Annotated in this window: 26 protein-coding genes; 17 read left to right on the top strand and 9 right to left on the bottom strand. The window is 66.1% G+C overall.

Features of this window, described 5'->3' with window-relative positions:
* The first annotated feature begins 139 nt into the window (after positions 1-139).
* From pqqF to QYS36_RS00975, 7 genes are all read left to right on the top strand, one after another.
* Entirely contained in the window at positions 140-2,467 is a 2,328-nt protein-coding gene (gene pqqF / locus QYS36_RS01005) for a pyrroloquinoline quinone biosynthesis protein PqqF (RefSeq protein WP_308837723.1), read from the top strand.
* Positions 2,468-2,656: 189 nt separating this feature from the next.
* Positions 2,657-2,728, top strand: coding sequence for a pyrroloquinoline quinone precursor peptide PqqA (gene pqqA, locus QYS36_RS01000; RefSeq protein ID WP_003243383.1), 72 nt, complete (start codon positions 2,657-2,659; stop codon positions 2,726-2,728).
* A gap of 64 nt (positions 2,729-2,792) precedes the next feature.
* Positions 2,793-3,704: a pyrroloquinoline quinone biosynthesis protein PqqB gene (gene pqqB / locus QYS36_RS00995; RefSeq protein WP_308837722.1), complete on the top strand. Its 912-nt coding sequence runs from the start codon at positions 2,793-2,795 to the stop codon at positions 3,702-3,704.
* A gap of 9 nt (positions 3,705-3,713) precedes the next feature.
* Positions 3,714-4,469: a pyrroloquinoline-quinone synthase PqqC gene (gene pqqC, locus QYS36_RS00990; protein WP_308837721.1), complete on the top strand. Its 756-nt coding sequence runs from the start codon at positions 3,714-3,716 to the stop codon at positions 4,467-4,469.
* Positions 4,466-4,741, top strand: a complete 276-nt coding sequence (gene pqqD / locus QYS36_RS00985) for a pyrroloquinoline quinone biosynthesis peptide chaperone PqqD (protein WP_230125751.1) — start codon at positions 4,466-4,468, stop codon at positions 4,739-4,741. Before pqqC ends, pqqD begins: the two co-directional genes overlap by 4 nt.
* Positions 4,713-5,861, top strand: coding sequence for a pyrroloquinoline quinone biosynthesis protein PqqE (gene pqqE / locus QYS36_RS00980; RefSeq protein WP_308837720.1), 1,149 nt, complete (start codon positions 4,713-4,715; stop codon positions 5,859-5,861). Before pqqD ends, pqqE begins: the two co-directional genes overlap by 29 nt.
* Positions 5,827-7,671, top strand: a complete 1,845-nt coding sequence (locus QYS36_RS00975; protein WP_308837719.1) for a S9 family peptidase — start codon at positions 5,827-5,829, stop codon at positions 7,669-7,671. Before pqqE ends, QYS36_RS00975 begins: the two co-directional genes overlap by 35 nt.
* A gap of 22 nt (positions 7,672-7,693) precedes the next feature.
* On the opposite strand, the gene QYS36_RS00970 is transcribed toward QYS36_RS00975, so the two are convergent.
* A complete protein-coding gene (locus QYS36_RS00970) occupies positions 7,694-7,972 on the bottom strand; it encodes a polyhydroxyalkanoic acid system family protein (protein ID WP_308837718.1) in 279 nt (92 codons plus the stop codon).
* A 328-nt stretch (positions 7,973-8,300) separates the two neighbouring features.
* Between QYS36_RS00970 and ubiE the strand changes: the two genes are divergently transcribed.
* The 10 genes from ubiE (at position 8,301) to QYS36_RS00920 (ending at position 15,681) form a co-directional block, all read left to right on the top strand.
* Positions 8,301-9,071 (top strand): bifunctional demethylmenaquinone methyltransferase/2-methoxy-6-polyprenyl-1,4-benzoquinol methylase UbiE, encoded by a 771-nt coding sequence (gene ubiE / locus QYS36_RS00965; RefSeq protein WP_111462697.1) that lies wholly within the window; start codon positions 8,301-8,303, stop codon positions 9,069-9,071.
* Entirely contained in the window at positions 9,071-9,688 is a 618-nt protein-coding gene (locus tag QYS36_RS00960; RefSeq protein WP_308837717.1) for an SCP2 sterol-binding domain-containing protein, read from the top strand. Before ubiE ends, QYS36_RS00960 begins: the two co-directional genes overlap by 1 nt.
* A complete protein-coding gene (gene ubiB, locus QYS36_RS00955; protein WP_308837716.1) occupies positions 9,685-11,292 on the top strand; it encodes a ubiquinone biosynthesis regulatory protein kinase UbiB in 1,608 nt (535 codons plus the stop codon). Before QYS36_RS00960 ends, ubiB begins: the two co-directional genes overlap by 4 nt.
* Before the next feature lie 52 nt (positions 11,293-11,344).
* Positions 11,345-11,746 (top strand): phosphoribosyl-AMP cyclohydrolase, encoded by a 402-nt coding sequence (gene hisI, locus QYS36_RS00950; RefSeq protein WP_070885104.1) that lies wholly within the window; start codon positions 11,345-11,347, stop codon positions 11,744-11,746.
* Positions 11,739-12,080: a phosphoribosyl-ATP diphosphatase gene (locus QYS36_RS00945; protein WP_308837715.1), complete on the top strand. Its 342-nt coding sequence runs from the start codon at positions 11,739-11,741 to the stop codon at positions 12,078-12,080. Before hisI ends, QYS36_RS00945 begins: the two co-directional genes overlap by 8 nt.
* 24 nt (positions 12,081-12,104) lie before the next feature.
* A complete protein-coding gene (locus tag QYS36_RS00940; protein WP_308837714.1) occupies positions 12,105-12,380 on the top strand; it encodes a twin-arginine translocase TatA/TatE family subunit in 276 nt (91 codons plus the stop codon).
* Positions 12,381-12,388: 8 nt separating this feature from the next.
* Entirely contained in the window at positions 12,389-12,793 is a 405-nt protein-coding gene (tatB, locus tag QYS36_RS00935; RefSeq protein WP_308837713.1) for a Sec-independent protein translocase protein TatB, read from the top strand.
* On the top strand, positions 12,790-13,581 hold the full coding sequence (tatC, locus tag QYS36_RS00930; protein ID WP_308837712.1) for a twin-arginine translocase subunit TatC: 792 nt from the start codon (positions 12,790-12,792) through the stop codon (positions 13,579-13,581). The genes tatB and tatC overlap by 4 nt, the downstream gene beginning before the upstream one ends.
* Positions 13,578-14,285 carry a 16S rRNA (uracil(1498)-N(3))-methyltransferase gene (locus tag QYS36_RS00925; RefSeq protein ID WP_308837711.1) on the top strand — a complete coding sequence of 236 codons (708 nt, stop codon included), beginning with the start codon at positions 13,578-13,580 and terminating at the stop codon, positions 14,283-14,285. The genes tatC and QYS36_RS00925 overlap by 4 nt, the downstream gene beginning before the upstream one ends.
* Positions 14,286-14,787: 502 nt before the next feature.
* Positions 14,788-15,681, top strand: a complete 894-nt coding sequence (locus tag QYS36_RS00920; protein ID WP_308837710.1) for an acyltransferase — start codon at positions 14,788-14,790, stop codon at positions 15,679-15,681.
* Between the two features lie 25 nt (positions 15,682-15,706).
* Here QYS36_RS00920 and QYS36_RS00915 read toward each other — a convergent pair whose 3' ends face one another.
* The 8 genes from QYS36_RS00915 to glyA all read right to left on the bottom strand — a co-directional run bounded on the left by QYS36_RS00915 (position 15,707) and on the right by glyA (position 25,557).
* On the bottom strand, positions 15,707-16,141 hold the full coding sequence (locus tag QYS36_RS00915; RefSeq protein WP_308837709.1) for a VOC family protein: 435 nt from the start codon (positions 16,139-16,141) through the stop codon (positions 15,707-15,709).
* Between the two features lie 103 nt (positions 16,142-16,244).
* Positions 16,245-17,444 carry a formaldehyde dehydrogenase, glutathione-independent gene (fdhA, locus tag QYS36_RS00910; protein ID WP_308837708.1) on the bottom strand — a complete coding sequence of 400 codons (1,200 nt, stop codon included), beginning with the start codon at positions 17,442-17,444 and terminating at the stop codon, positions 16,245-16,247.
* 218 nt (positions 17,445-17,662) lie between these two features.
* A complete protein-coding gene (gene purU / locus QYS36_RS00905) occupies positions 17,663-18,520 on the bottom strand; it encodes a formyltetrahydrofolate deformylase (RefSeq protein WP_308837707.1) in 858 nt (285 codons plus the stop codon).
* Positions 18,521-18,897: 377 nt separating this feature from the next.
* Positions 18,898-19,527: a sarcosine oxidase subunit gamma family protein gene (locus QYS36_RS00900; protein ID WP_308837706.1), complete on the bottom strand. Its 630-nt coding sequence runs from the start codon at positions 19,525-19,527 to the stop codon at positions 18,898-18,900.
* Positions 19,520-22,537, bottom strand: a complete 3,018-nt coding sequence (locus QYS36_RS00895; RefSeq protein ID WP_308837705.1) for a sarcosine oxidase subunit alpha — start codon at positions 22,535-22,537, stop codon at positions 19,520-19,522. Before QYS36_RS00895 ends, QYS36_RS00900 begins: the two co-directional genes overlap by 8 nt.
* Positions 22,534-22,860, bottom strand: coding sequence for a sarcosine oxidase subunit delta (locus tag QYS36_RS00890; protein WP_308837704.1), 327 nt, complete (start codon positions 22,858-22,860; stop codon positions 22,534-22,536). Before QYS36_RS00890 ends, QYS36_RS00895 begins: the two co-directional genes overlap by 4 nt.
* Before the next feature lie 55 nt (positions 22,861-22,915).
* Positions 22,916-24,166, bottom strand: a complete 1,251-nt coding sequence (locus tag QYS36_RS00885) for a sarcosine oxidase subunit beta family protein (protein ID WP_073266582.1) — start codon at positions 24,164-24,166, stop codon at positions 22,916-22,918.
* Positions 24,167-24,303: 137 nt separating this feature from the next.
* Entirely contained in the window at positions 24,304-25,557 is a 1,254-nt protein-coding gene (gene glyA, locus QYS36_RS00880) for a serine hydroxymethyltransferase (RefSeq protein WP_308837703.1), read from the bottom strand.
* Between the last annotated feature and the right edge of the window lie 50 nt (positions 25,558-25,607).

Raw genomic sequence — 25,607 nt, 5'->3', positions numbered from 1 at the left:
TTGCTGCCGCTTACCCGATGCAGGCGGCAAGGCCGATAACCGCGCGCGGCCTGTAGGGTCTGTTGCCGCTTCAACACGAGCCGCGTTGCCGCAAAACGGCAACAGACCCTAGGATGGCGGCCAGGACGATGGAGATCCCATGCCGCGCACCACCCGCCAGCTCACCCTCGCCAATGGCCTGCAGTTGAATCTGCGCCACGCGCCGCACCTCAAGCGCAGCGCCGCAGCCCTGCGCATCCATGCCGGTAGCCACGATGCGCCGGCGCGCTGGCCAGGGCTGGCGCACTTCCTGGAACACCTGCTGTTTCTCGGCACCGCGCGTTTCCCGCTGGCGGACGGCTTGATGCGCCACGTCCAGCGCCTGGGCGGTGAGGTCAATGCCAGTACCGCGGAGCGTCACACCGATTTCTTCTGCGAGGTGCCGCCTGGCGCCCTGGATGGCGCGCTGCTGCGCCTGTGCGACATGCTCGCCGCCCCGCTGCTGGATCTCGAACGCCAGCGACGCGAGCGCGAGGTGATCCACGCCGAGTTCATCGCCTGGTCACGGGACCGGCAGGCGCAGCGGCGCTTCGCCCTGCTGCAGGCAGTGTCGCCACGCCACCCGCTGAGCGGCTTCCAGGCCGGCAACCGCTACAGCCTGCCGCTGCAGGCCTCTGCCTTCCAGCAGGCCTTGCGAGGCTACCACCAGCGCTTCTACCAGGCCGGGCAGATCACCCTGAGTCTCACCGGGCCACAGCCGCTGGATGAACTGGAGCAGCTGGCCCGCCGCCACGCCGCACTGTTCGCCGGCGGAACCCGCCTGCTCCCTGCAGCACCTGTGCCCCTGCGCCACGGCCCATTGCGCTTGCGCCAGGCGCCCGCCCCGTATTGTGACCTGCTGTTTGCCCACCAGGCGCTGCCGGCGGCTGCACCCCAGGCGCTGGAGCTGCTGCTCGGCCTGCTGCGTGACAGCCGCCCGGGCGGCTGGCTGGCCGAGCTGCGGCGGCGCGGCTGGCTGCAGGCCTGCTCGGCCCAGCCGCTGTATGCCCATGCCGGCCAGTTGCTCTGGCACATCGAGCTGCAACTGACACCCTCAGCCTGCGCGAACCGGACGCAAGCCCTGCTGCATGGCTGGCTGGGCTTTATCCGCCAACAGGATTTGCAACGCCTCAACGCCGCCTTTGGCGAGCAGCAAAGGCACTGCGCCCAGGCTGCCAGCGCCCTGCAACTGGCGCGTCGCGACAGCGCCGGGCAACCCCTGCAGGAACTCGATCAACAGGGCCTGGAGGCGCTGGGCGCGTTGCTCGACGATTTGCCGCGGGGCGACCTCGGCAGCTGGCAGCTGCCCGCGGATGAGCCGCTGCTGGCCAAGCCAGCCGAGCAGCGCGCGCCGCTGCCGGCGGGGCTGGTCATCGACCGCAGCCTGCCGGCCTCGCGGCAGTTCGCGGCGCTCTACCTGCGCTGGCAGATCGATTCGCCCCTGGGCCAGGGCTTGCAGGTGATCCTCGAGCACGCACTGAGCAGCTTGCGCGAACGTGCCGAACAGGCGGCGCTGCAGTTGGCCTTCACGGCCGCTGGCCAGTGCTGGCAGTTACGGATCAGTGGCCTGCCGGACGCGGTGATCCACGCCAGCGGCGAAGCCCTGCAGCGGCTGCGCCACCCGGCCCGCGAAAGTTGGCACGCGTCCGTCGGCGAAAAGCCCGCCGCGATGCCGATCCGCGCCCTGCTCGAGGCGCTGCCGACGGCGCTGCAGGCCAGCGCAGCACCGCCACAACCTGCCTGCACCCTCGACCAGGCGCTGCTCGACGGGCTCTGGCAGCAGGCCCGCTGGCAGGGCCTGGCCATCGGCTTCGACGAGGCCCGCCACGGCGCGCTCGGTGCCGCGCTGCACGGCATCATGGGCCAGGCGCACAGGCCGCACCTTGCACCGTACCCGGCAGAGCGGCGCTGGCTGCCGGTCGATGCGCCCGCCGAACAAGCCGCGCTGCTGCTGTTCTGCCCGCTGCCGACCGGGCTGCAGGCCGCCGGCCGCCTGCTCGGGCACCTGCTGCAAGGGCCGGTGTACCAGCGGTTGCGCGTCGAACTGCAACTCGGCTATGCGGTGTTCAGCGGCTTCCGTCAGGTCGCCGGCCATGGCGGGCTGCTGTTTGGCGTGCAATCCCCGCACACCGGCCATGGCGAACTGCTGGGCCACCTGCTGACGCTACTCGGCGAGGGCGTGCACCTCGACCCGCTGGCCCGCCAGCAACTGGCCGAGCAGTTCGACGAGCCGGCCATGGGCAATGCCGAAGTGGCCGACTGGGCCTGGCAGACCCACCTGGCTGGCGAGGAACCGGCATTGCCGCGGCTGCGTAGTGCCATCCTCGGGGTCGAGCAGGCATGCCTCGACGCCTTGCTGCAGCAGTTGCTCGATGCCCGTCACGGCTGGCTGTGCCTGGCCAACCAGGCGACACCGCCCGCAGGCTGGTCGTGGGTGCCGGCGCGCTGAGTCGCCAGCCGCTCATCGCGCCCCTGCCGGCAAAATCCTGCAACCTTCGTCAGGTGGAACCTCCCGGGGCAGATGACGCCCAATAAGGAGCCGGAGCCCGCCAAGCCGATCCGCAAGGAACAAGGCCAGGCGGCGCCAGCCTGCATACCCTGATCCGTTTCTCGGCACCCAACCGGAAGGAGCAACGCCATGTGGACAAAGCCTGCTTATACTGACCTGCGCATCGGTTTCGAAGTCACCATGTACTTCGCCAACCGCTGAGCACTCCAGTGATGCGACGCCCCGGCCAGCCGGGGCGTCATCGTTTCCAGGACATGGAGAGGCCATGTACATCCAGATTCTCGGTTCCGCGGCCGGTGGCGGCTTTCCCCAGTGGAACTGCAACTGCGCCAACTGCAAGGGCTATCGTGATGGCAGCCTGCGCGCCTTCGCCCGCACCCAGTCGTCGATCGCCCTGTCCGATGATGGCGAGCACTGGATCCTGTGCAACGCCTCGCCGGATATCCGCGCCCAGCTGCAGGCCTTCGCGCCGCTGCAGCCGGCCCGTGCGCTGCGCGACACCGGTATCGATGCCGTCGTGCTGCTCGACAGCCAGATCGACCACACCACCGGCCTGCTCAGCCTGCGCGAAGGCTGCCCACACCAGGTGTGGTGCACCGACATGGTCCACCAGGACCTGAGCAGCGGCTTCCCGCTGTTCCCCATGCTCAGCCACTGGAACGGCGGGCTGACATGGAAGCGTATCGCCCTCGACGCCAGCTTCGTGATCGAGGCCTGCGCCAACCTCACGTTCACCCCCTTCCCGCTGCGCAGCGCCGCGCCGCCCTACTCGCCGCACCGTTTCGACCCGCACCCGGGCGACAACCTGGGCTTGCTGGTCGAGGACACTCGCACCGGTGGCACGCTGTTCTACGCCCCCGGCCTGGGCCAGATCGATGACGAGCTGCTGCGCATGATGCACAGCGCCGACTGCCTGCTGGTCGACGGCACGCTGTGGGACGACGACGAAATGCAGCGCCGCGGCGTCGGCACCCGCACGGGCCGGGAGATGGGCCACCTGGCGCAGAACGGGCCGGGCGGCATGCTCGAAGTGCTCGACGGGTTCACGCGCCAGCGCAAGGTACTTATCCACATCAACAACACCAATCCGATTCTCGACGAGCAATCGCCGGAACGGGCCGAGGTCCGGCGCCGCGGCGTGGAAGTCGCCTACGACGGCATGAGCATCGAGCTGTAAGGAGCCCCCATGAGCGACGCGCTAGCGATGTCCCCCAGCGAATTCGAGCAGGCCCTGCGCGCCAAGGGCGCCTACTATCACATCCACCACCCCTACCACGTGGCGATGTATGAAGGCCGCGCGAGCCGCGAACAGATCCAGGGCTGGGTGGCCAACCGCTTCTACTATCAGGTCAACATCCCGATGAAGGACGCCGCGATCCTGGCCAACTGCCCGGATCGCAGCGTGCGCCGCGAGTGGATCCAGCGCCTGCTCGACCACGACGGCGCCCCCGGCGAGGACGGCGGCATCGAAGCCTGGCTGCGCCTGGGCCAGGCGGTGGGCCTCGACCCGGATCAGCTGCGCTCCCAGGAACTGGTGTTGCCCGGCGTGCGCTTCGCCGTGGACGCCTACGTCAACTTCGCCCGCCGCGCCAGTTGGCAGGAAGCCGCCAGCAGCTCGCTGACCGAGCTGTTCGCCCCGCAGATCCACCAGTCGCGCCTGGACAGCTGGCCACAGCATTACCCGTGGATCGACCCGGCCGGCTACCAGTACTTCCGCACCCGTCTCGGCCAGGCCCGGCGCGACGTCGAGCACGGCCTGGAGATCACCCTGCGCCACTACACCAGCCACGCCGGCCAGCAGCGCATGCTGGAAATCCTCCAGTTCAAGCTGGACATCCTGTGGAGCATGCTCGATGCCATGAGCATGGCCTATGAGCTGAACCGCCCGCCTTATCACACCGTGACCCCGGAACGGGTATGGCACAAGGGAATCGCCCTATGAGCTTCGACCGCAACCGCGTGCCCAGCTGGCGCCCGGGCTACCGCTTCCAGTACGAGCCGGCCCAGCAGGGCCATGTGCTGCTGTACCCGGAGGGCATGATCAAGCTCAATGACAGCGCCGGGCTGATCGGCGGGCTGATCGACGGCCAGCGCAGCGTCGCGGCCATCATCGAGCAGCTGCAACAGCAGTTCCCCGACGCGCCGGAAGTCGGCGACGACATCGAGCAGTTCATGGAGGTCGCCCGTGGCGAGCACTGGATCAGCCTCGCCTGAGGTGCCGGTCGGCCTGCCGCTGTGGCTGCTGGCCGAACTCACCTACCGCTGCCCGCTGCAGTGCCCGTACTGCTCCAACCCGCTGGACTTCGCCAGGCAGGGCCAGGAGCTGAGCACCGCGCAGTGGTTCAAGGTAATGGCCGAGGCGCGGGAAATGGGTGCCGCGCAGATCGGCTTTTCCGGTGGCGAGCCGCTGGTACGCCAGGACCTTACCGAGCTGATCGGCGAAGCACGCCGGCTGGGCTACTACACCAACCTGATCACTTCCGGTATCGGCCTGACCGAGGAGAAGATCGCCGCCTTCAAACAGGCCGGCCTGGATCATATCCAGATCAGCTTCCAGGCCAGCGACGAGCAGGTCAACAACCTGCTGGCCGGCTCGAAGAAGGCCTTCGCCCAGAAGCTGGAGATGGCCCGCGCGGTCAAGGCCCACGGCTACCCGATGGTGCTGAACTTCGTCACCCACCGTCACAACATCGACCGCACCGACCGTATCATCGAGCTATGCCTCGCCCTCGAAGCCGACTTCGTGGAACTGGCCACCTGCCAGTTCTACGGCTGGGCGCAGCTCAACCGCGCAGGCTTGCTGCCGACCCGCGAGCAGCTGCAGCGCGCCGAACGGGTCACCAACGACTATCGGGAGCGACTCAAGGCCGAAGGCAGCCCGTGCAAGCTGATCTTCGTCACCCCGGACTACTACGAGGAACGCCCCAAGGCCTGCATGAATGGCTGGGGCAGTATTTTCCTGACCGTCACCCCGGACGGCACAGCCCTGCCCTGCCATGGCGCGCGGCAGCTGCCGATCGCCTTTCCCAACGTGCGCGAGCACAGCCTGCAGCATATCTGGTACGACTCGTTCGGCTTCAACCGCTATCGCGGTTTTGCCTGGATGCCCGAGCCGTGCCGCTCCTGCGATGAAAAGGAAAAGGACTTCGGCGGCTGCCGCTGCCAGGCCTTCATGCTCACCGGCGATGCCAGCAATGCCGACCCGGTGTGCAGCAAGTCCGACCGTCACGGCGTGATCCTCGCCGCCCGCGCGGAAGCCGAGCACGCCACCCAGCCCATCACCGACCTGGCCTTTCGCAATGAACGAAACTCACGCCTCATCGCCAAGAGTTGAGCCCCTGAGCGCCGCCGAGGCGGTAGCCGCCGCCGGCGACTTCGCCGAGTTGCGGGCTGGCCCCGCCGGCCTGGTGTGGAATGCCTTCGACCCCGCGGACGGCAGCTGCCGCCTGTGGTTATGGCGCGGGGCGGATGCCCGATGCCTGACCCCGGACGGCTTCAGCGTGCGCAGCCGGGTCTACGAATACGGCGGCGGCGCCTTCTGCCTGGGCCACGACAGCCTGGTGTTCGTCAATGACGCCGACCAGCAGCTCTACCTGCAGGCCCTGGCTGGCGGCACACCCCGCGCGCTGACCCAGGGCGAGCGCCGCTACGGCGATCTGCTGCAGGCCGGTGAGCAGGTGCTGGCGGTCGAGGAAAGCCACACCGACGAGCGGGTCGAACATCGCCTGGTGGCCATCGGCCTGGGCGACGGCAGCCGCAGCGTGCTCGCCGAAGGCGCCGACTTCTACGCCGCGCCGGTGCTCAGCGAGGATGGCCGGCAGCTGGCCTGGATTCAGTGGCAGCGACCGGCCCAACCCTGGACCGCCACGCGCCTCTACCACGCCCGCCGGCAGGCCGACGGCAGCTGGGGCGAGGTACGCTGCGTGGCGGGCGACACGGGCGAGGAGCAAGCCCTGCAGCAGCCCGGCTTCGACGCCAGTGGCCGCCTGTACTGCCTGTCCGACCGCAACGGTTTCTGGCAACCCTGGGGCGAGCGCGAAGGCGCCTGGCAGGCACTGCCCGCCGCAGCCGCCGATCATGCGGGTGCCCCCTGGCAGCTCGGCGCCTGCAGCTGGATGCCCCTTGGCCCGGGCAGCTACCTGGCCAACTGGTTCGAAGACGGCTACAGCCGCCTGGGCATGCGCCTGGAGGATGGCAGCCTGCAGCACTACGCCAGCGACTACAGCCGCTTTCGCAGCCTGGCCGTGGATCGCGATCACCTCTACGTCATCGCCGCCAACCCGCTGGCGCCGTCCGCCGTATTGGCGATCCGGCGTGACGATGGCCAGGTCAGGGTACTCGCCGGCGGCCGCTCGCCACTGCCGCCCGAGCGGATCAGCCAGCCACAGCCGCTGCACTATGCCAGCGGCGACGGCCACGCCCACGGCTTCTTCTACCCTGCGCAGCAGGGCGAAAGCCGGCCGCCGCTACTGGTATTCATCCACGGTGGGCCGACCTCGGCCTGTCACCCGGTGTTCGACCCGCGCATCCAGTACTGGACCCAGCGCGGCTTCGCCGTCGCCGACCTCAATTATCGCGGCAGCACCGGCTACGGCAGAGACTATCGCCAGGCACTGCAGCACAACTGGGGTGTGGTGGACGTCGAGGACGCCTGCGCGGTGGTCGCGCACCTGGCCGAGCGCGAGCTGATCGACCCGGCCAGGGCTTTTATCCGCGGTGGCAGCGCCGGCGGCTACACCACCCTCTGCGCGCTGGTACGCGGCGGCGTGTTCCGCGCCGGGGCCAGCCTGTATGGGGTCAGCGACCCACTGGCCCTGGCCCACGCCACCCACAAGTTCGAAGGCGACTACCTCGACTGGCTGATCGGCGACCCGCAACGCGACGCCGAACGCTATCGCCAGCGCACCCCGCTGCTGCACGCCGAACGCATCGAGGTACCGGTGATCTTCTTCCAGGGCGAACTCGATACCGTGGTGGTTCCCGAGCAGACCCGAGCTATGCTCACCGCATTGACGGCCAATGGCATCGAGGCCGAGGCGCATTTCTATCCCGGCGAACGCCACGGTTTCCGCCAGGCCAGCAACCTCGCCCATGCCCTGGACGCGGAATGGCGCTTCTACTGCCGGGTGCTGGAGCGCCCATGAAATTGCCCTGCTCTTATTCGGCTCAGGCACTCAACTCGCGATCCAGCACTTCCTCGATCTCGCTCTTGATCTTGCCGCTCAGCACCGACAGCAGCAGACCGAGGTTGAGTTGCAGGTGGACGCGGTCTTCGCTGACGTCGATGCGCCCGTCGGCGCCGCTGCGTTTGAATTCCAGGGTGTCGCCCTGCCACTGGTAGCGCACGTCGTACTCGCGGGCCAGACGTTCGGCGAGCTTTTCAGCCTTGCCACGGGCGGCCTCGATGCCCAGATTGTGGGGGCGGTCGACGGTGATTTTGGCCATAGGGCTCTCCTGACTGAAAACGCGGGCCGGGCAATATACAAGAAGCGCCGCGTGAGCCACTACCGCCCTTGCAGCCGACACCGGGCTTTTGGGTTTAGAATGCCGCCACTCGGCGCTGTACAAGCGGTTGACCGGGCCGTGAATCAGCAAGTCGATGGAAACGCTTATTTACCTCGGTAAACTCGCCTTTTCGCTTGTCTGACTCACTGGCACGTTGCGAAGAGACGAGCCCGGCGCTGTCTCATGATCACGGTCACGCCATACAGGGCCTCGCGCCCGCACACTGAGCAGATGCCACCGCCTCCCGGACTTCAGGAAAAAAGGCCAGATGAACGATCCGCGCAAGAACGACAACAGCGAACCCACCACCCACTTCGGTTTCCAGGACGTTCCGGAAAGCCGCAAGGCGGAAAAGGTCGCCGAGGTGTTCCATTCGGTGGCCGCCAAGTACGACCTGATGAACGACCTGCTTTCCGGCGGCATGCACCGCCTGTGGAAGCGTTTCACCATCGAGCTTTCCGGCGTGCGCAGCGGCAACCGCGTGCTCGACATCGCCGGCGGCACCGGCGACCTGGCCCGCCAGTTCTCGCGCATCGTCGGCGAAACCGGCGAGGTGGTGCTGGCCGATATCAACGCCTCGATGCTCAAGGTCGGCCGTGACCGCCTGCTCGACCGCGGCGTGTCGGGCAACATTTCCTTCGTGCAGGCCGATGCCGAGAAGCTGCCCTTCCCGGACAATCATTTCGACTGCGTGACCATCGCCTTCGGCCTGCGCAACGTCACCCACAAGGACGCGGCCATCGCCTCCATGCTGCGCGTGCTCAAGCCCGGTGGCCGCCTGCTGGTGCTGGAGTTCTCCAAGCCGAAGAGCAGCCTGTTGTCGAAGATTTACGACACCTACTCGTTCAACTTCATGCCGCTGGTGGGCAAGCTGGTCACCAACGACGCCGACAGCTACCGCTACCTGGCCGAGTCGATCCGCATGCACCCGGATCAGGACACCCTCAAGGCGATGATGCTGGACGCCGGTTTCGACCGCGTGACCTACCACAACATGACCGGCGGCATCGTCGCCCTGCACCGCGGTATCAAACCCTGATGCTGACCCTGGCCCTGCTCGCCACCGTGGAGCGCGGCATCAACCGCGTACTCGCACTGGACAGCACCGCCCTGCCGCGCCTGGCCAGGCTCAATGGCAAGGTGATTGCGGTCGAGTCCCAGTCGCCAGCGCTGCAGCTGTTCATCCTCGCCGATGGCCAGGGTTTGCGCCTGGCCAGCCAGTGGGCCGGCGGCGTCGATTGCACCCTGCGTGCGCCCGCCAGTGCGCTGCTGCGCCTGGCGCTGGCCAGGGACAAACAGGCCGTGCTGCATGAGCCCGAAGTGGAGCTGGATGGCGACAGCGGCGCGCTGATGGAACTGGCCGGCGTGCTGCAGGATCTCGACCTGGACTGGGAGTACCAGCTGTCGCGTTGGCTCGGCCTGGTGCCGACCGCCTTGCTGGCCAGCCACCTGCGCAGCCGCGCCGGCTGGAGCCGCGAGAACCTGCACAGCCTGCAACTGAGCCTGGCCGATTACCTCAGCGAAGAATCGCGCACCCTGGTTGGCAAGCGCGAGGCCGATGCCCGCTTCGCTGAACTCGATGACCTGAAACTTTCCCTCGACCGTCTCGACGCGCGCATCGAGCGCCTCGCCCAACGCCATAAGCCCATCGCATGAAGCTGCTTGCCGTTCGTCGTCTGTTGCGCATCCTCTACGTGGTCATCCGCTACCGCCTGGATGACCTGCTGTTCGCCCTGCCGCTGCCCTTCTGGCTGCGCGCACCGCGCTTCCTGCTGCCGTGGCGCTGGGTGCCGCGTGGCAAGTCGTCGCGCAGCCGCGGCGAAAGCCTGCGCCTGGCGCTGGAGGAACTGGGGCCGATCTTCATCAAGTTCGGCCAGCTGCTGTCTACCCGCCGCGACCTGTTGCCGCCGGACATCGCCGACGAACTGGCGCACCTGCAGGATCGCGTGCCGCCGTTCGACCCGGCCAAGTCCCTGGCGTTGATCGAGGAGCAGCTCGGCGTGCCGGTGGGCGTGGCCTTCGCCCGCTTCGACACCGAACCGCTGGCCTCGGCCTCGGTGGCCCAGGTGCACGCCGCGCAGCTGAAAAGCGGCGAGGAAGTGGTGGTCAAGGTGGTGCGCCCCGGCCTCAAGCCGGTGATCAAGGCCGACATGGCTTGGCTGTTCCTGCTCGCCAAGATCGCCGAACGCGCCTCGGCCGAAGCCCGTCGGCTGCACCCGGTGGATGTGGTCAGCGACTACGAGAAGACCATCTACGACGAGCTCGACCTGCTGCGCGAGGCTGCCAACGCCAGCCAGCTGCGGCGCAATTTCGAGAATTCCGGCCTGCTCTACGTGCCCCAGGTGTACTGGGACTGGTGCCGCCCCAAGGTGCTGGTGATGGAGCGCATCTACGGCATTCCGGTCAACGACATGGCAACCCTGGCCGACCAGCGCACCGACATGAAACTGCTCGCCGAGCGCGGCGTGGAGATCTTCTTCACCCAGGTGTTCACCCACAGCTTCTTCCACGCCGACATGCACCCCGGCAACATCTTCGTCAGCACCCGCACGCCATGGAACCCGCAGTACATCGCCATCGACTGCGGCATCATCGGCAGCCTCACGCCCGAGGATCAGGACTACCTGGCGCGCAATCTGGTGGCCTTCTTCAAGCGTGATTACCGCAAGGTCGCGCAGTTGCACATCGATTCGGGCTGGGTGCCCCAGGAAACCCATGTCAACGATTTCGAGGCGGCGATCCGCACCGTGTGCGAGCCGATCTTCGAGCGCCCGCTGAAGGACATCTCCTTTGGCCTGCTGCTGATGCGCCTGTTCCAGACCGCGCGGCGCTTCAACATGGAAATCCAGCCGCAGCTGGTTTTGTTGCAGAAAACCCTGCTCAACATCGAAGGTCTGGGTCGCCAGCTGTATCCCGACCTGGACCTGTGGACCACCGCCCAGCCGTTCCTGGAACGCTGGATGCGCGAACGCATCAGCCCGCGCAACGTGATCCACAACCTGCAGAGCCAGGTCGAGCAGCTGCCGCACCTGGCCAACATGACCCGCAGCCTGCTCGAGCGCATGGCCCAGCCTCATGCCAACGACCCACCGCCGCCATGGCGCGAACGCGACGGCTGGGCGGTGCGCCTGATCGGCGCGGCGCTGATCGGCGGCGGCGTGGTGACGGCCCTTGGCCTGGGCAACCTGAGCGAGCCTGCCACCGCCTGGCCGGCATGGCTGATGAGCGCCAGCGGCCTGTACCTGATCCTGCGCCGATAGCCAGCCCGCACAGCGGCTGGCACACTTGGCCTGAAGAGAAGATGGAAACGCAATGAACGACTGGCTAGATGCAATCAAGTGGGACGACAACGGCCTGGTACCGGCCATCGCCCAGGACCACCAGACCGGGCGCATCCTGATGATGGCCTGGATGAACCGCGAGGCCCTGGCGCTCACCGCCAGCGAGGGGCGCGCCATCTATTGGTCACGTTCGCGTGGCAAACTGTGGCGCAAGGGCGAGGAGTCCGGTCACGTGCAGAAGCTGCATGAGCTGCGCCTGGACTGCGACGCCGACGTGATCGTGCTGATGGTCGAGCAGCTCGGCGGCATCGCCTGCCACACCGGCCGCGAGAGCTGCTTCTATCGCGTGTTCGAGAACGGTGCCTGGAAAACCGTCGATGCGGTGTTGAAAGATCCTCACACCATCTATTCGCCGGAGCACCGCCATGACTGATACCCTCAAGCGCCTGGCCGAGGTGCTGGAGTCGCGCAAGGGCGCGGCGCCGGAAAGCTCGTACGTGGCCAGCCTGTACCACAAGGGCCTGAACAAGATTCTGGAGAAGGTCGGCGAAGAATCGGTGGAAACCATTCTTGCTGCCAAGGACGCCGCCACCAGCGGCGACTGCAGCGACCTGATCTACGAAACCGCCGACCTGTGGTTCCACAGCCTGGTCATGCTGGCCGCGCTGGATCAGCACCCGCAGGCGGTGCTCGATGAACTGGATCGCCGTTTCGGCTTGTCGGGGCACGCGGAAAAAGCCGCGCGCAGCGACAGCGACACTCAATAAAGACGCTGACGAGGATAACGAAACATGGGCATTTTCGACTGGAAACACTGGGTCGTCATTCTGATCGTCGTGGTGCTGGTATTCGGCACCAAGAAGCTCAAGAACCTCGGCTCCGATGTCGGTGAAACCATCAAGGGTTTCCGCAAGGCGATGAACGAGGACGAAGGCAAACCCGCCGATCCGCAGGCGCAACAGCCGCAGCAACCGCAGCAGCCCTACCAGCAGCAGGCGCCGCTGAACCAGCCGCACACCGTTGAAGGCCAGGCCAGCAAGGTCGAAGAACCGCTGCGCAAAGACTGAGGCAGAGCATGTTCGGTATCAGTTTCAGCGAGCTGCTGCTGGTCGGGCTGATTGCCCTGCTGGTGCTCGGCCCCGAGCGTCTGCCAGGCGCGGCGCGCACGGCCGGGCTGTGGATCGGGCGCATCAAGCGCAGCTTCAATTCGATCAAGGAAGAAGTCGAGCGCGAGATCGGTGCCGACGAAATCCGCCGGCAACTGCATAACGAACGCATCCTCGATCTGGAGCGCGAGATGCAGGCGGTCAAGAACGACATCCTGCCGCCCGCGCCCCAGGCCAGCGTACCGCCGCCCGCGACGCAATCGCCCGCCGCTGCCGAGCCCGCTGCGCAAACGCCGGTGGAGCCCGCCCCAGCGCCAGCCACACCGCCCGCCCCGGCGCCCGTCGCCAGCCAGGACAAGACCTCGCAACCATGAGTCGACTGCCCGACAACGACCAGGAAATGCCGCTGGTTTCCCACCTTGCCGAGTTGCGCACGCGCCTGCTGCGCTGCGTGGCAGCGATCTTTCTGATCTTCGCCGGGCTGTTCTACTTCGCCCAGAAGATCTACACCCTGGTCTCGGCACCGCTGCGCCAGTACCTGCCGGAAGGCGCGACGATGATCGCCACCGACGTGGCCTCGCCGTTCCTCACGCCCTTCAAGCTGACCATGATCATCGCGGTGTTCCTGGCCATGCCGGTAATCCTGCACCAGGTCTGGGGTTTCATCGCGCCGGGGCTGTACAAGCACGAGAAGCGCGTCGCCATTCCGCTGCTGATCTCCAGCATCATCCTGTTCTACGCCGGCATTGCCTTCGCCTACTTCCTGGTGTTCCCGATCATCTTCCACTTCTTCGCCAGCGTGACGCCCGAAGGCGTGTCGATGATGACCGACATCGCCAGCTACCTCGACTTCATCATGACCCTGTTCTTCGCCTTCGGCCTGGCCTTCGAAGTGCCGGTGGCCGTGGTGCTGCTGATCTGGATCGGCATCGTCGATGTCGCGTACCTGCGCAAGATCCGCCCCTACGTGATCATCGGCTGCTTCGTGGTCGGCATGGTCCTCACCCCGCCGGACATCTTCTCGCAGACCCTGCTGGCGGTGCCGATGTGGCTGCTGTTCGAGCTCGGCATCCTGGCCGGCAGCCTGATCCGCACGCGCCGCGGCGAGCCCGATGAAGACGAAGACGCGCCGGCCGACCAGCCACCCAGCGTCCAGCCATGAACCTGCTGCTGCTCGAGGACGGCGACTTCGTCGCCGCCGACCGCGTGCGCTTGAGCGGTCGGCGCCTGGTTCACCTCAATGAGGTACACCGCGCCGAAAACGGCGACACCCTGCGTGTCGGCCGCCTCGGTGGCCAGATGGGCAGCGGTCAGCTGCTGCAGCTGGATACAACGAGCGCGGAGCTGCAGGTCGCCTTCGACCAGCCGCCGCCGGCCAAGCTGCCGATCACCCTGCTGCTCGCCCTGCCGCGCCCGAAGATGCTCAAGCGCGTGCTGCAGAGTGTCAGCGCCATGGGCGTACCGCGGCTGATCCTGCTCAACAGCTACCGGGTGGAAAAGAGCTTCTGGCAGACGCCCTTCCTCGAGCCGGCAGCGATTCGCGAGCAACTGATCCTCGGCCTGGAGCAGGCCCGCGATACGCTGCTTCCCGAGGTGATCATCGAGAAGCGCTTCAAGCCCTTCGTCGAGGATCGCCTGCCACAGCTGGCCGCCGGCACCCTCGGCCTGACCGGCCACCCTGGCGAGTACCCGGCCTGCCCGCGCGCCGTCGAACAGCCGGTGACCCTGGCCATCGGCCCCGAGGGCGGCTGGATTCCCTACGAAGTGGACAAGCTGGCCGAAGCCGGCCTGCAGCCGGTGCAGCTTGGTGAGCGCATCCTGCGGGTGGAAACGGCGGTCACCGCGCTGCTTGCCCGGTTGTTCTGAGCGGGTGCTCCAGGCGGCTCAGTGGCGGTAGCGCCGCTCGGTGCAGTATCTGTGTGAGCGGGCCATATTTGTGGGAGCGGGCCATGCCCGCGAAATCTTCGCGGGCATTCAGCAAGAGCTTCGCCCTGCCTCAGATCGCTTCGCGGGCATGGCCCGCTCCCACAGGTTTTGCACTCTTACGATGGCTCCCACGCTCCAGCGTGGGAGCTCAGGCCAAGGTGCTCTGCGCCTGCTCCGACCGCGCACGGCATGCAATCTTCGCGGGTATTCAGCGAGAGCTTCGTCCTGCCTCAGATCGCTTCGCGGGCATGGCCCGCTCCCACAGGCTTTGTACTCTTACGAGGGCATTCCCATGCAGAGCGTGAGGAAAAGTGGCCGCTTTCGCCTTACCAACGCCAGTCGCCTAGCAACTGACAGCCGATAACACCTTGCTCAGCACATCGATTTGGCGCCAGCCTGCTGTCTGCCTATGATGAACACCTCGTGCCCACAAGGAGCTGCCATGCGCCGCCTGCTCACCGGCATCACCGTTATCCTTCTGTTGTTGCTCAACACCCTGATCCTGATCGGGCCGATGATGCTGATCGCCATCGGCAGGCTGGTGTTGCCCGGCAAGGCGCTGAAAGCCGCCTGTTCGCGCCAGGTGATGAATATCGCCGAGGCCTGGGCGGAGAACTGCAAGCGCATCTTCGCCGCGCTCACCCCCACCCAATGGGACATTCGCGGCAACGCCGAGCTGCGCCAGGACACCTCCTACCTGATCATCAGCAACCACCAGTCGTGGGTCGATATTCCCGCGTTGGTGCAGGCGTTCAACCGCAAGACGCCGTACTTCAAGTTCTTTCTCAAGCAGCAGCTGATCTGGGTGCCGTTTCTCGGCCTGGCGTTCTGGGCGCTGGATTACCCGTTCATGAAGCGCTACAGCAAGGCCAAGCTGGAGAAGTACCCGCACCTCAAGGGCCAGGACCTGGAGATCACCCGCCGCGCCTGCGAGAAATTCCGCGACTTGCCGGTGACGGTGGTCAATTACCTGGAGGGCACGCGCTTCACCCCGGCCAAGCAGGCCCAGCAGGGCTCGCCCTACCGGCACCTGCTCAAGCCCAAGGCCGGCGGGGTGGCCTTCGTGCTGGCCGCCCTGGGTGAACAGCTCGACGCCATTCTCGACGTCACCCTGGTCTACCCGGAAGGCACGCCGCCCGGCTTCTGGAAGCTGGCCAGCGGCCAGGTGCCGAAGGTCATCATGGATATCCGCACCCGCGCGCTGGAACCCGCGCTCTGGCAAGGCGACTACCAGAACGATCCGGACTTTCGCCTGCATGTGCAGGAGTGGGTCAGCGGGCTGTGGGAAGAAAAGGATGCGCTGATCGCCAGGCTCAAGCAGGAAGCCAAGGGCTGAGCCTGCTCGAGCCGGGGCAGATCGATCAATCCGGCAGGATCATGTGGCCGGCCTCGTCGAGTGGCGCGAAGGGGTTGTGCGCCAACTCCCAGAGATGGCCATCGGGGTCGGCGAAGTAGCCCGAATAACCACCCCAGAAGACTTTCTCGGGCGCCTTGACCTGTCGGCCGCCGGCTGCCACCGCAAGGGCCATGGCCACATCCACCGCCTCCGGGCTTTCCAGGTTGTGCGCCAGGGTAATGCCGGAAAAGCCTGCCGGCCCAGCTTCGGGCAGGTTGGCGTCCCTGGCCAGCTCATCGCGGGAGAACAGCCCCAGGGCCAGCCCCTTGAGCTTGATGAAGACGATCTGTTCCTGGGAAGCGGACGAGCGCGTCCAGCCCAGCCTTTCGTAAAAGGCAGCGCTGGCCTGTACGTCGGCGACGCCGAGGGTGATCAGGGAAATCCGGCGGTCAAGGCTCATAGGTTGCTCCTGCAGGTCGAACCTGACAGGGTAGCAGCCGCGCCTGCCGCCGGAAGAAAAGGGCTAAACAAAAAGCGGAACCCTGGGGCTCCGCTCGTTTGCCTCAGGCTGCGCTGAACATCTTGTGCGGGTCGATGACGAATTTCTTCGGCACGCCGGCATCGAACTCGCCGTAACCACGCGGCGCGTCGTCCAGGCTGATCACCTGCACGCCAACCACTTCGGCGATGTTGATGCGGTCCCACATGATGGCCTGCATCAGGGCGCGGTTGTACTTCATCACCGGGGTCTGGCCGGTGTGGAAACTGTGCGACTTGGCCCAGCCGAGGCCGAAGCGGATGCTCAGGCTGCCGATCTTCGCGGCGGCGTCCACTGCGCCCGGGTCTTCGGTGACGTAGAGGCCGGGAATACCGATCTTGCCGGCGACCCGTACCACGCCCATCAGCGAGTTGAGCACCGTGGCCGGCGCTTCCTGCTGGGCACCGGAGTGACCGTGACCGCGGGCTTCGAAGCCTACCGCATCGACCGCACAATCCACTTCCGGCTCACCGAGCAGGTCGGCGATCTGTTCATGCAGCGGGGTGTCCTTGGACAGGTCGGCGATCTCGAAGCCCTGAGCCTTGGCATGGGCCAGGCGCACCGGGTTGACGTCACCGACGATCACCACCGCGGCGCCCAGCAAACGGGCCGAGGCAGCAGCCGCCAGGCCAACCGGGCCGGCACCGGCGATATAGACGCTGCTGCCGGGGCCAACGCCGGCGGTAACGGCACCGTGGTAGCCGGTCGGCAGAATGTCGGAAAGGCAGGTCAGGTCGCGGATCTTCTCCATGGCCTTGTCGCGATCCGGCAGCTTGAGCAGGTTGAAGTCGGCGTAAGGCACCAGCACGTATTCGGCCTGGCCGCCGGTCCAGTCGCCCATGTCGACGTAGCCATAGGCGCCGCCGGCACGCGCCGGGTTGACGGTCAGGCACACGCCGGTGTGCTGCTCCTTGCACGAGCGGCAGCGGCCACAGGCGACGTTGAACGGCACCGAAACCAGATCACCGATCTTCAGGTTCTCGACGTCACTGCCCTTCTCGATCACCTCACCGGTGATCTCGTGGCCGAGCACCAGGCCGACCTGGGCCGTGGTACGGCCGCGCACCATGTGCTGGTCGGAGCCGCAGATGTTGGTGGAAACGACCTTGAGGATGACCCCGTGCTCGATCTTGCGACCGCGCGGATCCTGCATCTTCGGATAGTCGATCTTCTGGACTTCGACCTTGCCTGTGCCGAGATAGACGACACCGCGATTACCAGACATATGAATCTCCTTTCTTCTTGTGGATGCAAGGCGCGTAGGTCTTGCAATGGAGTATTGAAGCGCCTGTCTCGGCACCCGCCGGTAAGGGCAGGACGGCTACCGAGCTGTCGCGCTGACGATGCAGGCAGCGCGAATGGGTTTAGCCAGACTAGCTAGCGGGCGGCGCGGCCGTGGATACAAAACCGACCGTCGCCGTTCTCTGTGCGGCACGTTGCCAGTCAAAGCACCACGGTGCGATTGGCATTGAGGAACACCCGGCGTTCGAGGAAGTAACCGACCGCACGGGCCAGGGTCAGGCATTCGATATCGCGGCCTTTTGCTACCAGATCCTCGGGGTAGTGCGCATGATCGACGCTTTCCACCCCCTGGGTGATGATCGGGCCTTCATCCAGGTCGTTGTTGATGAAGTGGGCGGTGGCGCCGACCAGCTTGACGCCCTTCTGGTACGCCTGGTGGTAGGGCTTGGCGCCCTTGAAGCCGGGCAGCAACGAGTGGTGGATGTTGATCGCGCGGCCATCGAGCTTGCGGCACAGGTCGGCGGACAGCACCTGCATGTAGCGGGCGAGCACCACCAGTTCGGCGCCGGTGTCCTCGACCACCTGCATCACCCGGCGCTCCTGGGCGGGCTTGTCATTGGGGTCGAGGGGGAAATGGTGATACGGGATGCCATGCCAGTCGGCGAGCGGCTTGAGGTCCGGGTGGTTGGAGACGATGGCGGTGATGTCCATCGGCAACTGGCCGGTGCGCTGGCGGTAAAGCAGGTCGTTGAGGCAGTGGTCGGCCTTGGAAACCATGATCACCACCTTGGCGCGATAGCCGGGCGGCGTCAGCTCGGTGCGCATCTCGAAGGGCGCGGTACGTTCGTTGAGGCCAGCAAGGAAGGTCGCCTCATCGAAATCGGCCTGAGTGCGAAATTCGACGCGGATGAAGAAGCGATTGGCCAGGCGGTCATCGAAGCTGTGGTGCTCGGTGACGTAGCAGCCCTGCTCGAACAGGTAGCGGGTCACCACGTCCACGGTGCCCAACAGGCTCGGGCAGTGGGCGGTGAGAATCCAGGTGTCGGGGGTGCGGCTCATGCAAGCGATTCCTTATGCAGATCGCTCCCATGCGCCGACCGGCAGTGCACGACGGGGAGCGTCATTGGCTGCGTCCATACGCAGCCTTGGTGAAGCAAAGGGGGAGCGGTGGTCTGTGGCAACGGGCGGGGACGCCTAGTCCATGCCCGTGACTTTTCGCGGGCATGGCCCGCTCCCACAGTAAATCACCAATGCCCGCCTCTGCTTTGAACATACCGCTTAGCGAAACGAAAACTCAGCCCGTAGGGTGGACAACGCTCTTTTGTCCACCATTACGATGGTAGTGCGGTGGACGGATCGGGCCGCGCAGGCAAGCGTCGTCCACCCTACGAGGGGCTGCCTTCGCCGTCATACTGCCGCTCACCGGAGCGGGCGCCTCAGGCCTCGACGGCCAGCCCATACTCGGCGCTGGCATCCTGCAGCCACAGCCAGAAGTAGTCGGAGAAGCTGCGGCGGATCAGCAGTTCCCAGGTGTCTTCGCCGGTGTGGCGAATAACCAGCTGGGACTTGGCGAACACCGTGCCCACTGCCTTGCCGACCGGGAAGTTGTTCGGGTGCACGTCGTAGCTGCTGGATTTCATCAGCAGCTCGCGCACCTTCGGCCCGGAGAGCTCCAGCAGGGTCTGCCCGCCGCTGACGTTGACCACCGAAATATGCTGGCCGTCCAGGGCCTCGCGCAGCTTGCCCTCGACCTCGAACTCGCTGCCGCCGGGCACGATCAGCAGCCATTCGTCCGGGCCCAGCCACTGCAGCGAAGTGTCGCCGGTGGCCACCAGGGTCAGCGCGCCCGGCAGCTCCAGGCCGAGGGCCTTGTGCACGCCGCCGGCGAAGTTGGCATCGTCGCCGTCGCCACGCAGGACCAAGTGGCCCAGCAGGCTCTTTTCGCGCAGCGTGACGCCGGCGCCCTGGCGGCCCTTGCCGGCCAATTCGTGCAAACCGGCATGGTGCAGGGAGGATTGCCCGGCGATGTCGGCTGGGCGTTGCTGATAAACATTGGCGTTAGACATTCTGGCGATCCCCTTTCGGGTCATAGAACACGGAGCTGACGATTTCGGCTTCGATCACGCTGCCATCGACCAGCGGCGCGAACACCCGCTCGCCGATGCGCTTGAGGCCGCCCCTGACCAGGGCCATGGCGAAGGAATGGCCCATCGCGGCGCTCATGTAGCTGGAGGTGACGTGGCCGACCATGGTCATCGGAATCGGCTGCTTGGCATCGAACACCAGCTGTGCGCCTTCTGGCAGCACCTTGTTCGGGTCCACCGGCTTGAGGCCGACCAGCTGCTTGCGGTTTTCCTTGAGGCAGTCTTCACGGTTCATGCCGCGCCAGCCGATCCAGGAGAACGGTTTGGTACGACCCACGCACCAGCCCATGTTCAGGTCGTCCGGGGTGACCGAGCCGTCGGTGTCCTGGCCGACGATGATGAAGCCCTTCTCGGCACGCAGCACGTGCATGGTCTCGGTGCCGTACGGGGTCAGGCCGTGCTTCTGGCCGGCGGCGATGATCTTCTCCCACACGCCCAGGGCATAGTTGGCCTGCACGTTGACTTCGTAGCTCAGCTCACCGGTGAAGGAGATGCGGAATACCCGCGCCGGCACACCGCCGACGTTGCCTTCCTTCCAGGTCATAAACGGGAAGGCGTCCTTGTCCAGGTCGATGTCGGTGACCTCGGCCAGCAGCTTGCGGCTGTTGGGGCCGGACAGGGTCATGGTCGCCCAGTGGTCGGTGACCGAGGTGAAGTACACCTTCAGCTCCGGCCATTCGGTCTGGTGGTAGATCTCCAGCCACTCCATCACCCGGGCAGCGCCGCCGGTGGTGGTGGTCATGAGGAAATGGTTGTCGGCCAGGCAGGCGGTCACACCGTCGTCGAAGACCATGCCGTCTTCCTTGCACATCAGGCCGTAGCGGGCCTTGCCGACGTCCAGCTTGGTCCAGGCGTTGGTGTACACGCGGTTGAGGAACTCGCGGGCATCCGGGCCCTGGATGTCGATCTTGCCCAGGGTCGAGGCATCGAGGATGCCCACCGCGTTGCGCACGGCCAGGCACTCGCGGGCCACGGCGGCGTGCAGGTCTTCACCGTTTTTCGGGAAGTACCAGGGGCGCTTCCATTGGCCGACGTCCTCGAACTCGGCGCCATTTTCCAGGTGCCACTTGTGCAGGGCGGTGTAGCGCTTGGGCTCGAACAGGTCGCCGCAATGACGACCGGCGATGGCGCCGAAGGTCACCGGGGTGTAGTTCGGGCGGAACATGGTGGTGCCCATCTCACTGATGCTGATGCCCAGCGAACGGGCGGCGATGGCCAGGCCGTTGATGTTGCCCAGTTTGCCCTGGTCGGTACCGAAGCCCAGCGCGGTGTAGCGCTTGACGTGCTCGACCGACTCGAAGCCTTCACGGGTGGCCAGCTCGATACCGGCAGCGGTGACATCGTTCTGCTGATCGACGAACTGCTTCGGCGCACGCGCGGTGTTCTTGTCGTGGGGCACCTGGAACAGGGCAATCGAGGCTTCCTCGATGCGCTTCTCGGCCTTCGGCAGGGTGCCGGTCACCGGCTGGAAGCCCACTTCGGCCGCGGCCTTGGCACCGGCCTCGAAGCCATCGGCGAGGCTGTCGCCCATGCCGAACACACCGTTCACGGCACCGGCGCAGTGGCGCTTCTGGAAGCCTTCGCCTGGTATGAAGGCGAGGATGTCTTCACGCCATACCGGGCGACCACCGAGGTGCGAGGCCAGGTGCACCACCGGGCTGTAGCCGCCGGAGCTGACGATCAGGTCGCAGTCGAGGGTCTCGCCGGGGCTGGTGACCTTGTGCTTGGCGGCGTCGATGGCGCAGATACGTGCACCGGTGACGCGCTTGCTGCCGCGCGCTTCGACCACCGCGCTGCTGGTGAGCACCCGCACGCCACGCCGGCGCGCTTCTTCGACCCAGCTGCCGCGCGGGTTGCTGCGGGCGTCGGCCACGGCCACCACCTGGCGACCGGCGTCGAGCCAGTCGAGCACCACGCGGTAGGCGTAATCGTTGTTGGTCGACAGCACCAGCTTCTGACCAGGCGCCACGCCATAACGGCGTACGTAGGTCGACACCGCATCGGCGAGCATGTTGCCGGGCACGTCGTTGTTGCCGTACACCAGCGGCCGCTCGTGGGCACCGGTGGCCAGCACCACACGGCCGGCACGCACACGGTGCATGCGCTGGCGCGGCTGGCCCATCGGCGCCACTTCACCGAGGTGATCGGTGAGGCGCTGGTGGATGGTGAGGAAGTTGTGGTCGTGGTAACCGTTGACCGTGGCCCGCGCCAGCAGGGTCACTTCCGGCATGGCCTCGAGCTCGGCGATGGCCTTGGCGGCCCATTCGGCGGCGGGTTTGTCGTCGAGCATCTCGCGGGTGGAGAGCAGGCTGCCGCCAAGTTCTTCCTGCTCGTCGGCAAGAATCACCCGGGCGCCACTGCGACCGGCGGCCAGGGCTGCGGCCAGACCGGCAGGGCCGGCGCCGACCACCAGCACGTCGCAGTGCTGGTTCAGGTAGTCGTAGATATCCGGATCGTTTTCCTTCGGCGCACGACCGAGGCCTGCCGCCTTGCGGATGTACTTCTCGTAGGTCAGCCACAGGTTCTGCGGATACATGAAGGTCTTGTAGTAGAACCCCGGCGGCATCATGCCGCCGCCGACCTTGCCGAGAATGCCCATCAGGTCGGTGTTGACGCTCGGCCAGCCGTTGGTGCTGGTAGCCGTCAGGTTCGCGTACAGGGCCTGCTGGGTGGCGCGCACGTTGGGGATCTGCGCCGCTTCGGTGCTGCCGATCTGCAGCACCGCGTTGGGCTCTTCGGCGCCGGCGGCAACGATGCCGCGCGGGCGCGAGTACTTGAAGCTGCGGCCGACCACGTCGACGCCGTTGGCCAGCAGCGCGGCGGCCAGGGTGTCGCCGGCATAACCCTGGTAGGTCTGGCCGTTGAAGCTGAAGCTCAGCGGCTGGCTGCGATCGATGCGGCCGCCCTGGGAAAGACGATTGACCTGGCTCATGCCGTTACTCCTTGGTCGACGGCCTTCTTCTCGGCAAGCGACGCCTCAGTCACGCTGGGGCGCTCGCCGATCTTGTAGGTTTCGAGAATCTCGTAGCTCACCGTGTGACGGGTGACGTTGAAGTACTGGCGGCAGCCCGCCGCATGGATCCACAGCTCGTGGTGGATGCCGCGCGGGTTGTCGCGGAAGAACAGGTATTCGCCCCATTCCGCGTCGGTGCAGGCGTTCGGGTCCAGCGGGCGGGGAATGTGCGCCTGGCCGCCAGCGTGGAATTCTTCTTCGGAACGCAGTTCGCCACAGTGAGGGCAGAAGATGTGCAACATGTTCGGTACCTCCAGAAAACCATCGTCCCTCTCTCAGCGAGAGAGGGCGCCAAAATCAGTGCGCCACACCGGCTGCGCCGTGCTCGTCGATCAGCGCACCGTTGTGGAAGCGCTCGATGGAGAAGGCCTTGGCCAGCGGATGCATCTCGCCCTTGGCCAGGCTGGCCGCGAACACGTTGCCCGAGCCCGGGGTGGCCTTGAAGCCACCGGTGCCCCAGCCGCAGTTGAAGAACAGGTTCTTCACCGGCGTCTTGGCGATGATCGGGCAGGCGTCCGGCGTGGTGTCGACGATGCCGCCCCACTGGCGGTTCATGCGTACCCGCGAGAGCACCGGGAACATCTCGACGATGGCCTGCAGGGTGTGTTCGATGGTCGGGTAGGAGCCGCGCTGGCCGTAGCCGTTGTAGCCGTCGATGCCGGCGCCGATGACCAGGTCGCCCTTGTCCGACTGGCTGATGTAGCCATGCACGGCGTTGGACATGATCACCGTGTCGATGATCGGCTTGATCGGCTCGGATACCAGGGCCTGCAACGGGTGCGATTCCAGCGGCAGGCGGAAACCGGCGAGCTTGGCCAGGTGCCCGGAGTTACCGGCGGCGACCACACCGACGCGCTTGGCGCCGATGAAGCCCTTGCTGGTTTCCACACCGATCACCGCGCCGTCCTGCTTGCGGAAACCGATCACTTCGGTCTGCTGGATCAGGTCGACGCCCAGGGCATCGGCCGCGCGGGCGAAGCCCCAGGCCACGGCGTCATGACGGGCGACGCCGCCACGGCGCTGCAGCGAGGCACCGAGAATCGGGTAACGGGTGTTCTTCGAGCAATCCAGGTAGGGAATCATCTCCGCCACCTGCTTGGCATCCACCACTTCGCCATCGATACCGTTGAGGCGGTTGGCGCTGACGCGGCGCTCGATGTCGCGCATGTCCTGCAGGGTGTGGCCGAGGTTGAACACGCCGCGCTGGGAGAACATGACGTTGTAGTTGAGGTCCTGGGACAGACCTTCCCACAGCTTCATGGCGTGCTCGTAGAGGTGCGCGGACTCGTCCCACAGGTAGTTGGAACGCACGATGGTGGTGTTGCGTGCGGTGTTGCCGCCGCCCAACCAGCCCTTCTCGACCACGGCGACGTTCTTCACGCCGAACTCCTTGGCCAGGTAGTAGGCAGTGGCGAGGCCGTGGCCGCCACCACCGACGATGATCACGTCATACACCGGTTTGGGAGTCGGGTTGCGCCACATGCGCTGCCAATTCTCATGGTGGCTGAAGGAATGCTTGAACAGGCCAAAGCCGGAATAGCGCTGCATGGGGGGACTCCTGAATTCTGCTTGCCTGTAGGGCGTTCCTGAACCGCAGGATCGTAGGACGGGAGAACCCCATCGATCACTGATGGGTTGCATCCATCCTACGGTGCGGGACTTGCGCCCTACGTAACGACTGTGTCTCAGCGGTAAACCGGGTAATCGGCGCACAGACCGGCGGCCAGACCAGCCACCTGGGCCTCGACATCGGCGTCGCCGAGGTGCTCGAGGATGTCGGCGATCCAGCCCGCCAGCTCACGGCACTGGGCTTCCTTGAAGCCGCGAGTGGTGACCGCTGGGGTACCGATGCGCAGGCCCGAGGTCACGAATGGCGACTGTGGGTCGTTGGGCACGGCATTCTTGTTGACGGTGATACCGGCACGGCCGAGGGCGGCGTCGGCGTCTTTACCGGTGATGCCCTGCTTGATCAGCGAAAGCAGGAACAGGTGGTTGTCGGTGCCGCCGGATACCACGTCGAAGCCGCGCTCGATGAACACCGCGGCCATGGCCTGGGCGTTCTTGATGACCTGCGCCTGGTATTCCTTGAAGCCCGGCTCCAGCGCTTCCTTGAAGCACACCGCCTTACCGGCGATCACGTGCATCAGCGGGCCGCCCTGGGCGCCCGGGAACACCGCAGCGTTGAGCTTCTTCTCGATCTCTTCGTTGGCCTTGGCAAGGATCAGCCCGCCACGTGGGCCACGCAGGGTCTTGTGGGTGGTGGTGGTGACCACATCGGCCAGCGGAATCGGGTTCGGGTACAGGCCTGCGGCAACCAGCCCCGCGACATGCGCCATGTCGACGAACAGGTAGGCACCGACCTTGTCGGCTATGGCGCGGAAACGCGGGAAATCCAGGGTCTTGGAGTAAGCCGAGAAGCCGGCGACGATCATCTTCGGCTTGTGTTCGACGGCCAGGCGCTCGACTTCGTCGTAGTCGATCAGCCCGGTATCGGTATTGATGCCGTACTGCACGGCGTTGTACAGCTTGCCCGACGACGACACCTTGGCGCCGTGGGTCAGGTGGCCGCCGTGGGCCAGGCTCATGCCGAGAATGGTGTCGCCGGGCTGCAGCAGCGCCAGGTAGACGGCGGAGTTGGCCGAGGAGCCGGAGTGCGGCTGCACGTTGGCGTAGTCGGCGCCGAACAGCTGCTTGGCGCGTTCGATGGCCAGCGCCTCGACCTTGTCCACATGCTCGCAGCCACCGTAGTAGCGCTTGCCCGGATAGCCTTCGGCGTACTTGTTGGTCAGGCCGCTGCCCTGGGCTTCCATCACCCGCTTGCTGGTGTAGTTTTCCGAGGCGATCAGCTCGATGTGATGTTCCTGACGACGCTCCTCGGCCTGCATGGCACTGAGCAGGGCGTCATCGTAGCCTTGAATCTGATCTTGCTTGCTGAACATCACGTTTCTCCCCGAGGCGCCTCGCAGCGCCGCATCTGGCTCGGTTGCTC

Origin of the sequence: Pseudomonas sp. G34, from assembly GCF_031119625.1 — a bacterium.
Classification (GTDB): Bacteria; Pseudomonadota; Gammaproteobacteria; order Pseudomonadales; family Pseudomonadaceae; genus Aquipseudomonas.
This window is presented reverse-complemented; position numbering and strand designations above follow the sequence as displayed.

What these genes read in the sequence shown, in the direction of transcription:
- QYS36_RS00900 (WP_308837706.1), bottom strand. Translation starts at nt 19,527, where the DNA reads ATGTCTAACGCCAATGTTTATCAGCAACGCCCAGCCGACATCGCCGGG.
- tatC (WP_308837712.1), top strand. Translation starts at nt 12,790, where the DNA reads ATGAGTCGACTGCCCGACAACGACCAGGAAATGCCGCTGGTTTCCCAC.
- purU (WP_308837707.1), bottom strand. Translation starts at nt 18,520, where the DNA reads ATGAGCCGCACCCCCGACACCTGGATTCTCACCGCCCACTGCCCGAGC.
- hisI (WP_070885104.1), top strand. Translation starts at nt 11,345, where the DNA reads ATGAACGACTGGCTAGATGCAATCAAGTGGGACGACAACGGCCTGGTA.
- QYS36_RS00920 (WP_308837710.1), top strand. Translation starts at nt 14,788, where the DNA reads ATGCGCCGCCTGCTCACCGGCATCACCGTTATCCTTCTGTTGTTGCTC.
- glyA (WP_308837703.1), bottom strand. Translation starts at nt 25,557, where the DNA reads ATGTTCAGCAAGCAAGATCAGATTCAAGGCTACGATGACGCCCTGCTC.
- QYS36_RS00890 (WP_308837704.1), bottom strand. Translation starts at nt 22,860, where the DNA reads ATGTTGCACATCTTCTGCCCTCACTGTGGCGAACTGCGTTCCGAAGAA.
- ubiB (WP_308837716.1), top strand. Translation starts at nt 9,685, where the DNA reads ATGAAGCTGCTTGCCGTTCGTCGTCTGTTGCGCATCCTCTACGTGGTC.
- QYS36_RS00940 (WP_308837714.1), top strand. Translation starts at nt 12,105, where the DNA reads ATGGGCATTTTCGACTGGAAACACTGGGTCGTCATTCTGATCGTCGTG.
- tatB (WP_308837713.1), top strand. Translation starts at nt 12,389, where the DNA reads ATGTTCGGTATCAGTTTCAGCGAGCTGCTGCTGGTCGGGCTGATTGCC.
- pqqD (WP_230125751.1), top strand. Translation starts at nt 4,466, where the DNA reads ATGAGCTTCGACCGCAACCGCGTGCCCAGCTGGCGCCCGGGCTACCGC.
- QYS36_RS00915 (WP_308837709.1), bottom strand. Translation starts at nt 16,141, where the DNA reads ATGAGCCTTGACCGCCGGATTTCCCTGATCACCCTCGGCGTCGCCGAC.
- pqqC (WP_308837721.1), top strand. Translation starts at nt 3,714, where the DNA reads ATGAGCGACGCGCTAGCGATGTCCCCCAGCGAATTCGAGCAGGCCCTG.
- ubiE (WP_111462697.1), top strand. Translation starts at nt 8,301, where the DNA reads ATGAACGATCCGCGCAAGAACGACAACAGCGAACCCACCACCCACTTC.
- QYS36_RS00945 (WP_308837715.1), top strand. Translation starts at nt 11,739, where the DNA reads ATGACTGATACCCTCAAGCGCCTGGCCGAGGTGCTGGAGTCGCGCAAG.
- QYS36_RS00925 (WP_308837711.1), top strand. Translation starts at nt 13,578, where the DNA reads ATGAACCTGCTGCTGCTCGAGGACGGCGACTTCGTCGCCGCCGACCGC.
- pqqB (WP_308837722.1), top strand. Translation starts at nt 2,793, where the DNA reads ATGTACATCCAGATTCTCGGTTCCGCGGCCGGTGGCGGCTTTCCCCAG.
- QYS36_RS00885 (WP_073266582.1), bottom strand. Translation starts at nt 24,166, where the DNA reads ATGCAGCGCTATTCCGGCTTTGGCCTGTTCAAGCATTCCTTCAGCCAC.
- pqqF (WP_308837723.1), top strand. Translation starts at nt 140, where the DNA reads ATGCCGCGCACCACCCGCCAGCTCACCCTCGCCAATGGCCTGCAGTTG.
- QYS36_RS00895 (WP_308837705.1), bottom strand. Translation starts at nt 22,537, where the DNA reads ATGAGCCAGGTCAATCGTCTTTCCCAGGGCGGCCGCATCGATCGCAGC.
- QYS36_RS00975 (WP_308837719.1), top strand. Translation starts at nt 5,827, where the DNA reads ATGAACGAAACTCACGCCTCATCGCCAAGAGTTGAGCCCCTGAGCGCC.
- QYS36_RS00960 (WP_308837717.1), top strand. Translation starts at nt 9,071, where the DNA reads ATGCTGACCCTGGCCCTGCTCGCCACCGTGGAGCGCGGCATCAACCGC.
- QYS36_RS00970 (WP_308837718.1), bottom strand. Translation starts at nt 7,972, where the DNA reads ATGGCCAAAATCACCGTCGACCGCCCCCACAATCTGGGCATCGAGGCC.
- fdhA (WP_308837708.1), bottom strand. Translation starts at nt 17,444, where the DNA reads ATGTCTGGTAATCGCGGTGTCGTCTATCTCGGCACAGGCAAGGTCGAA.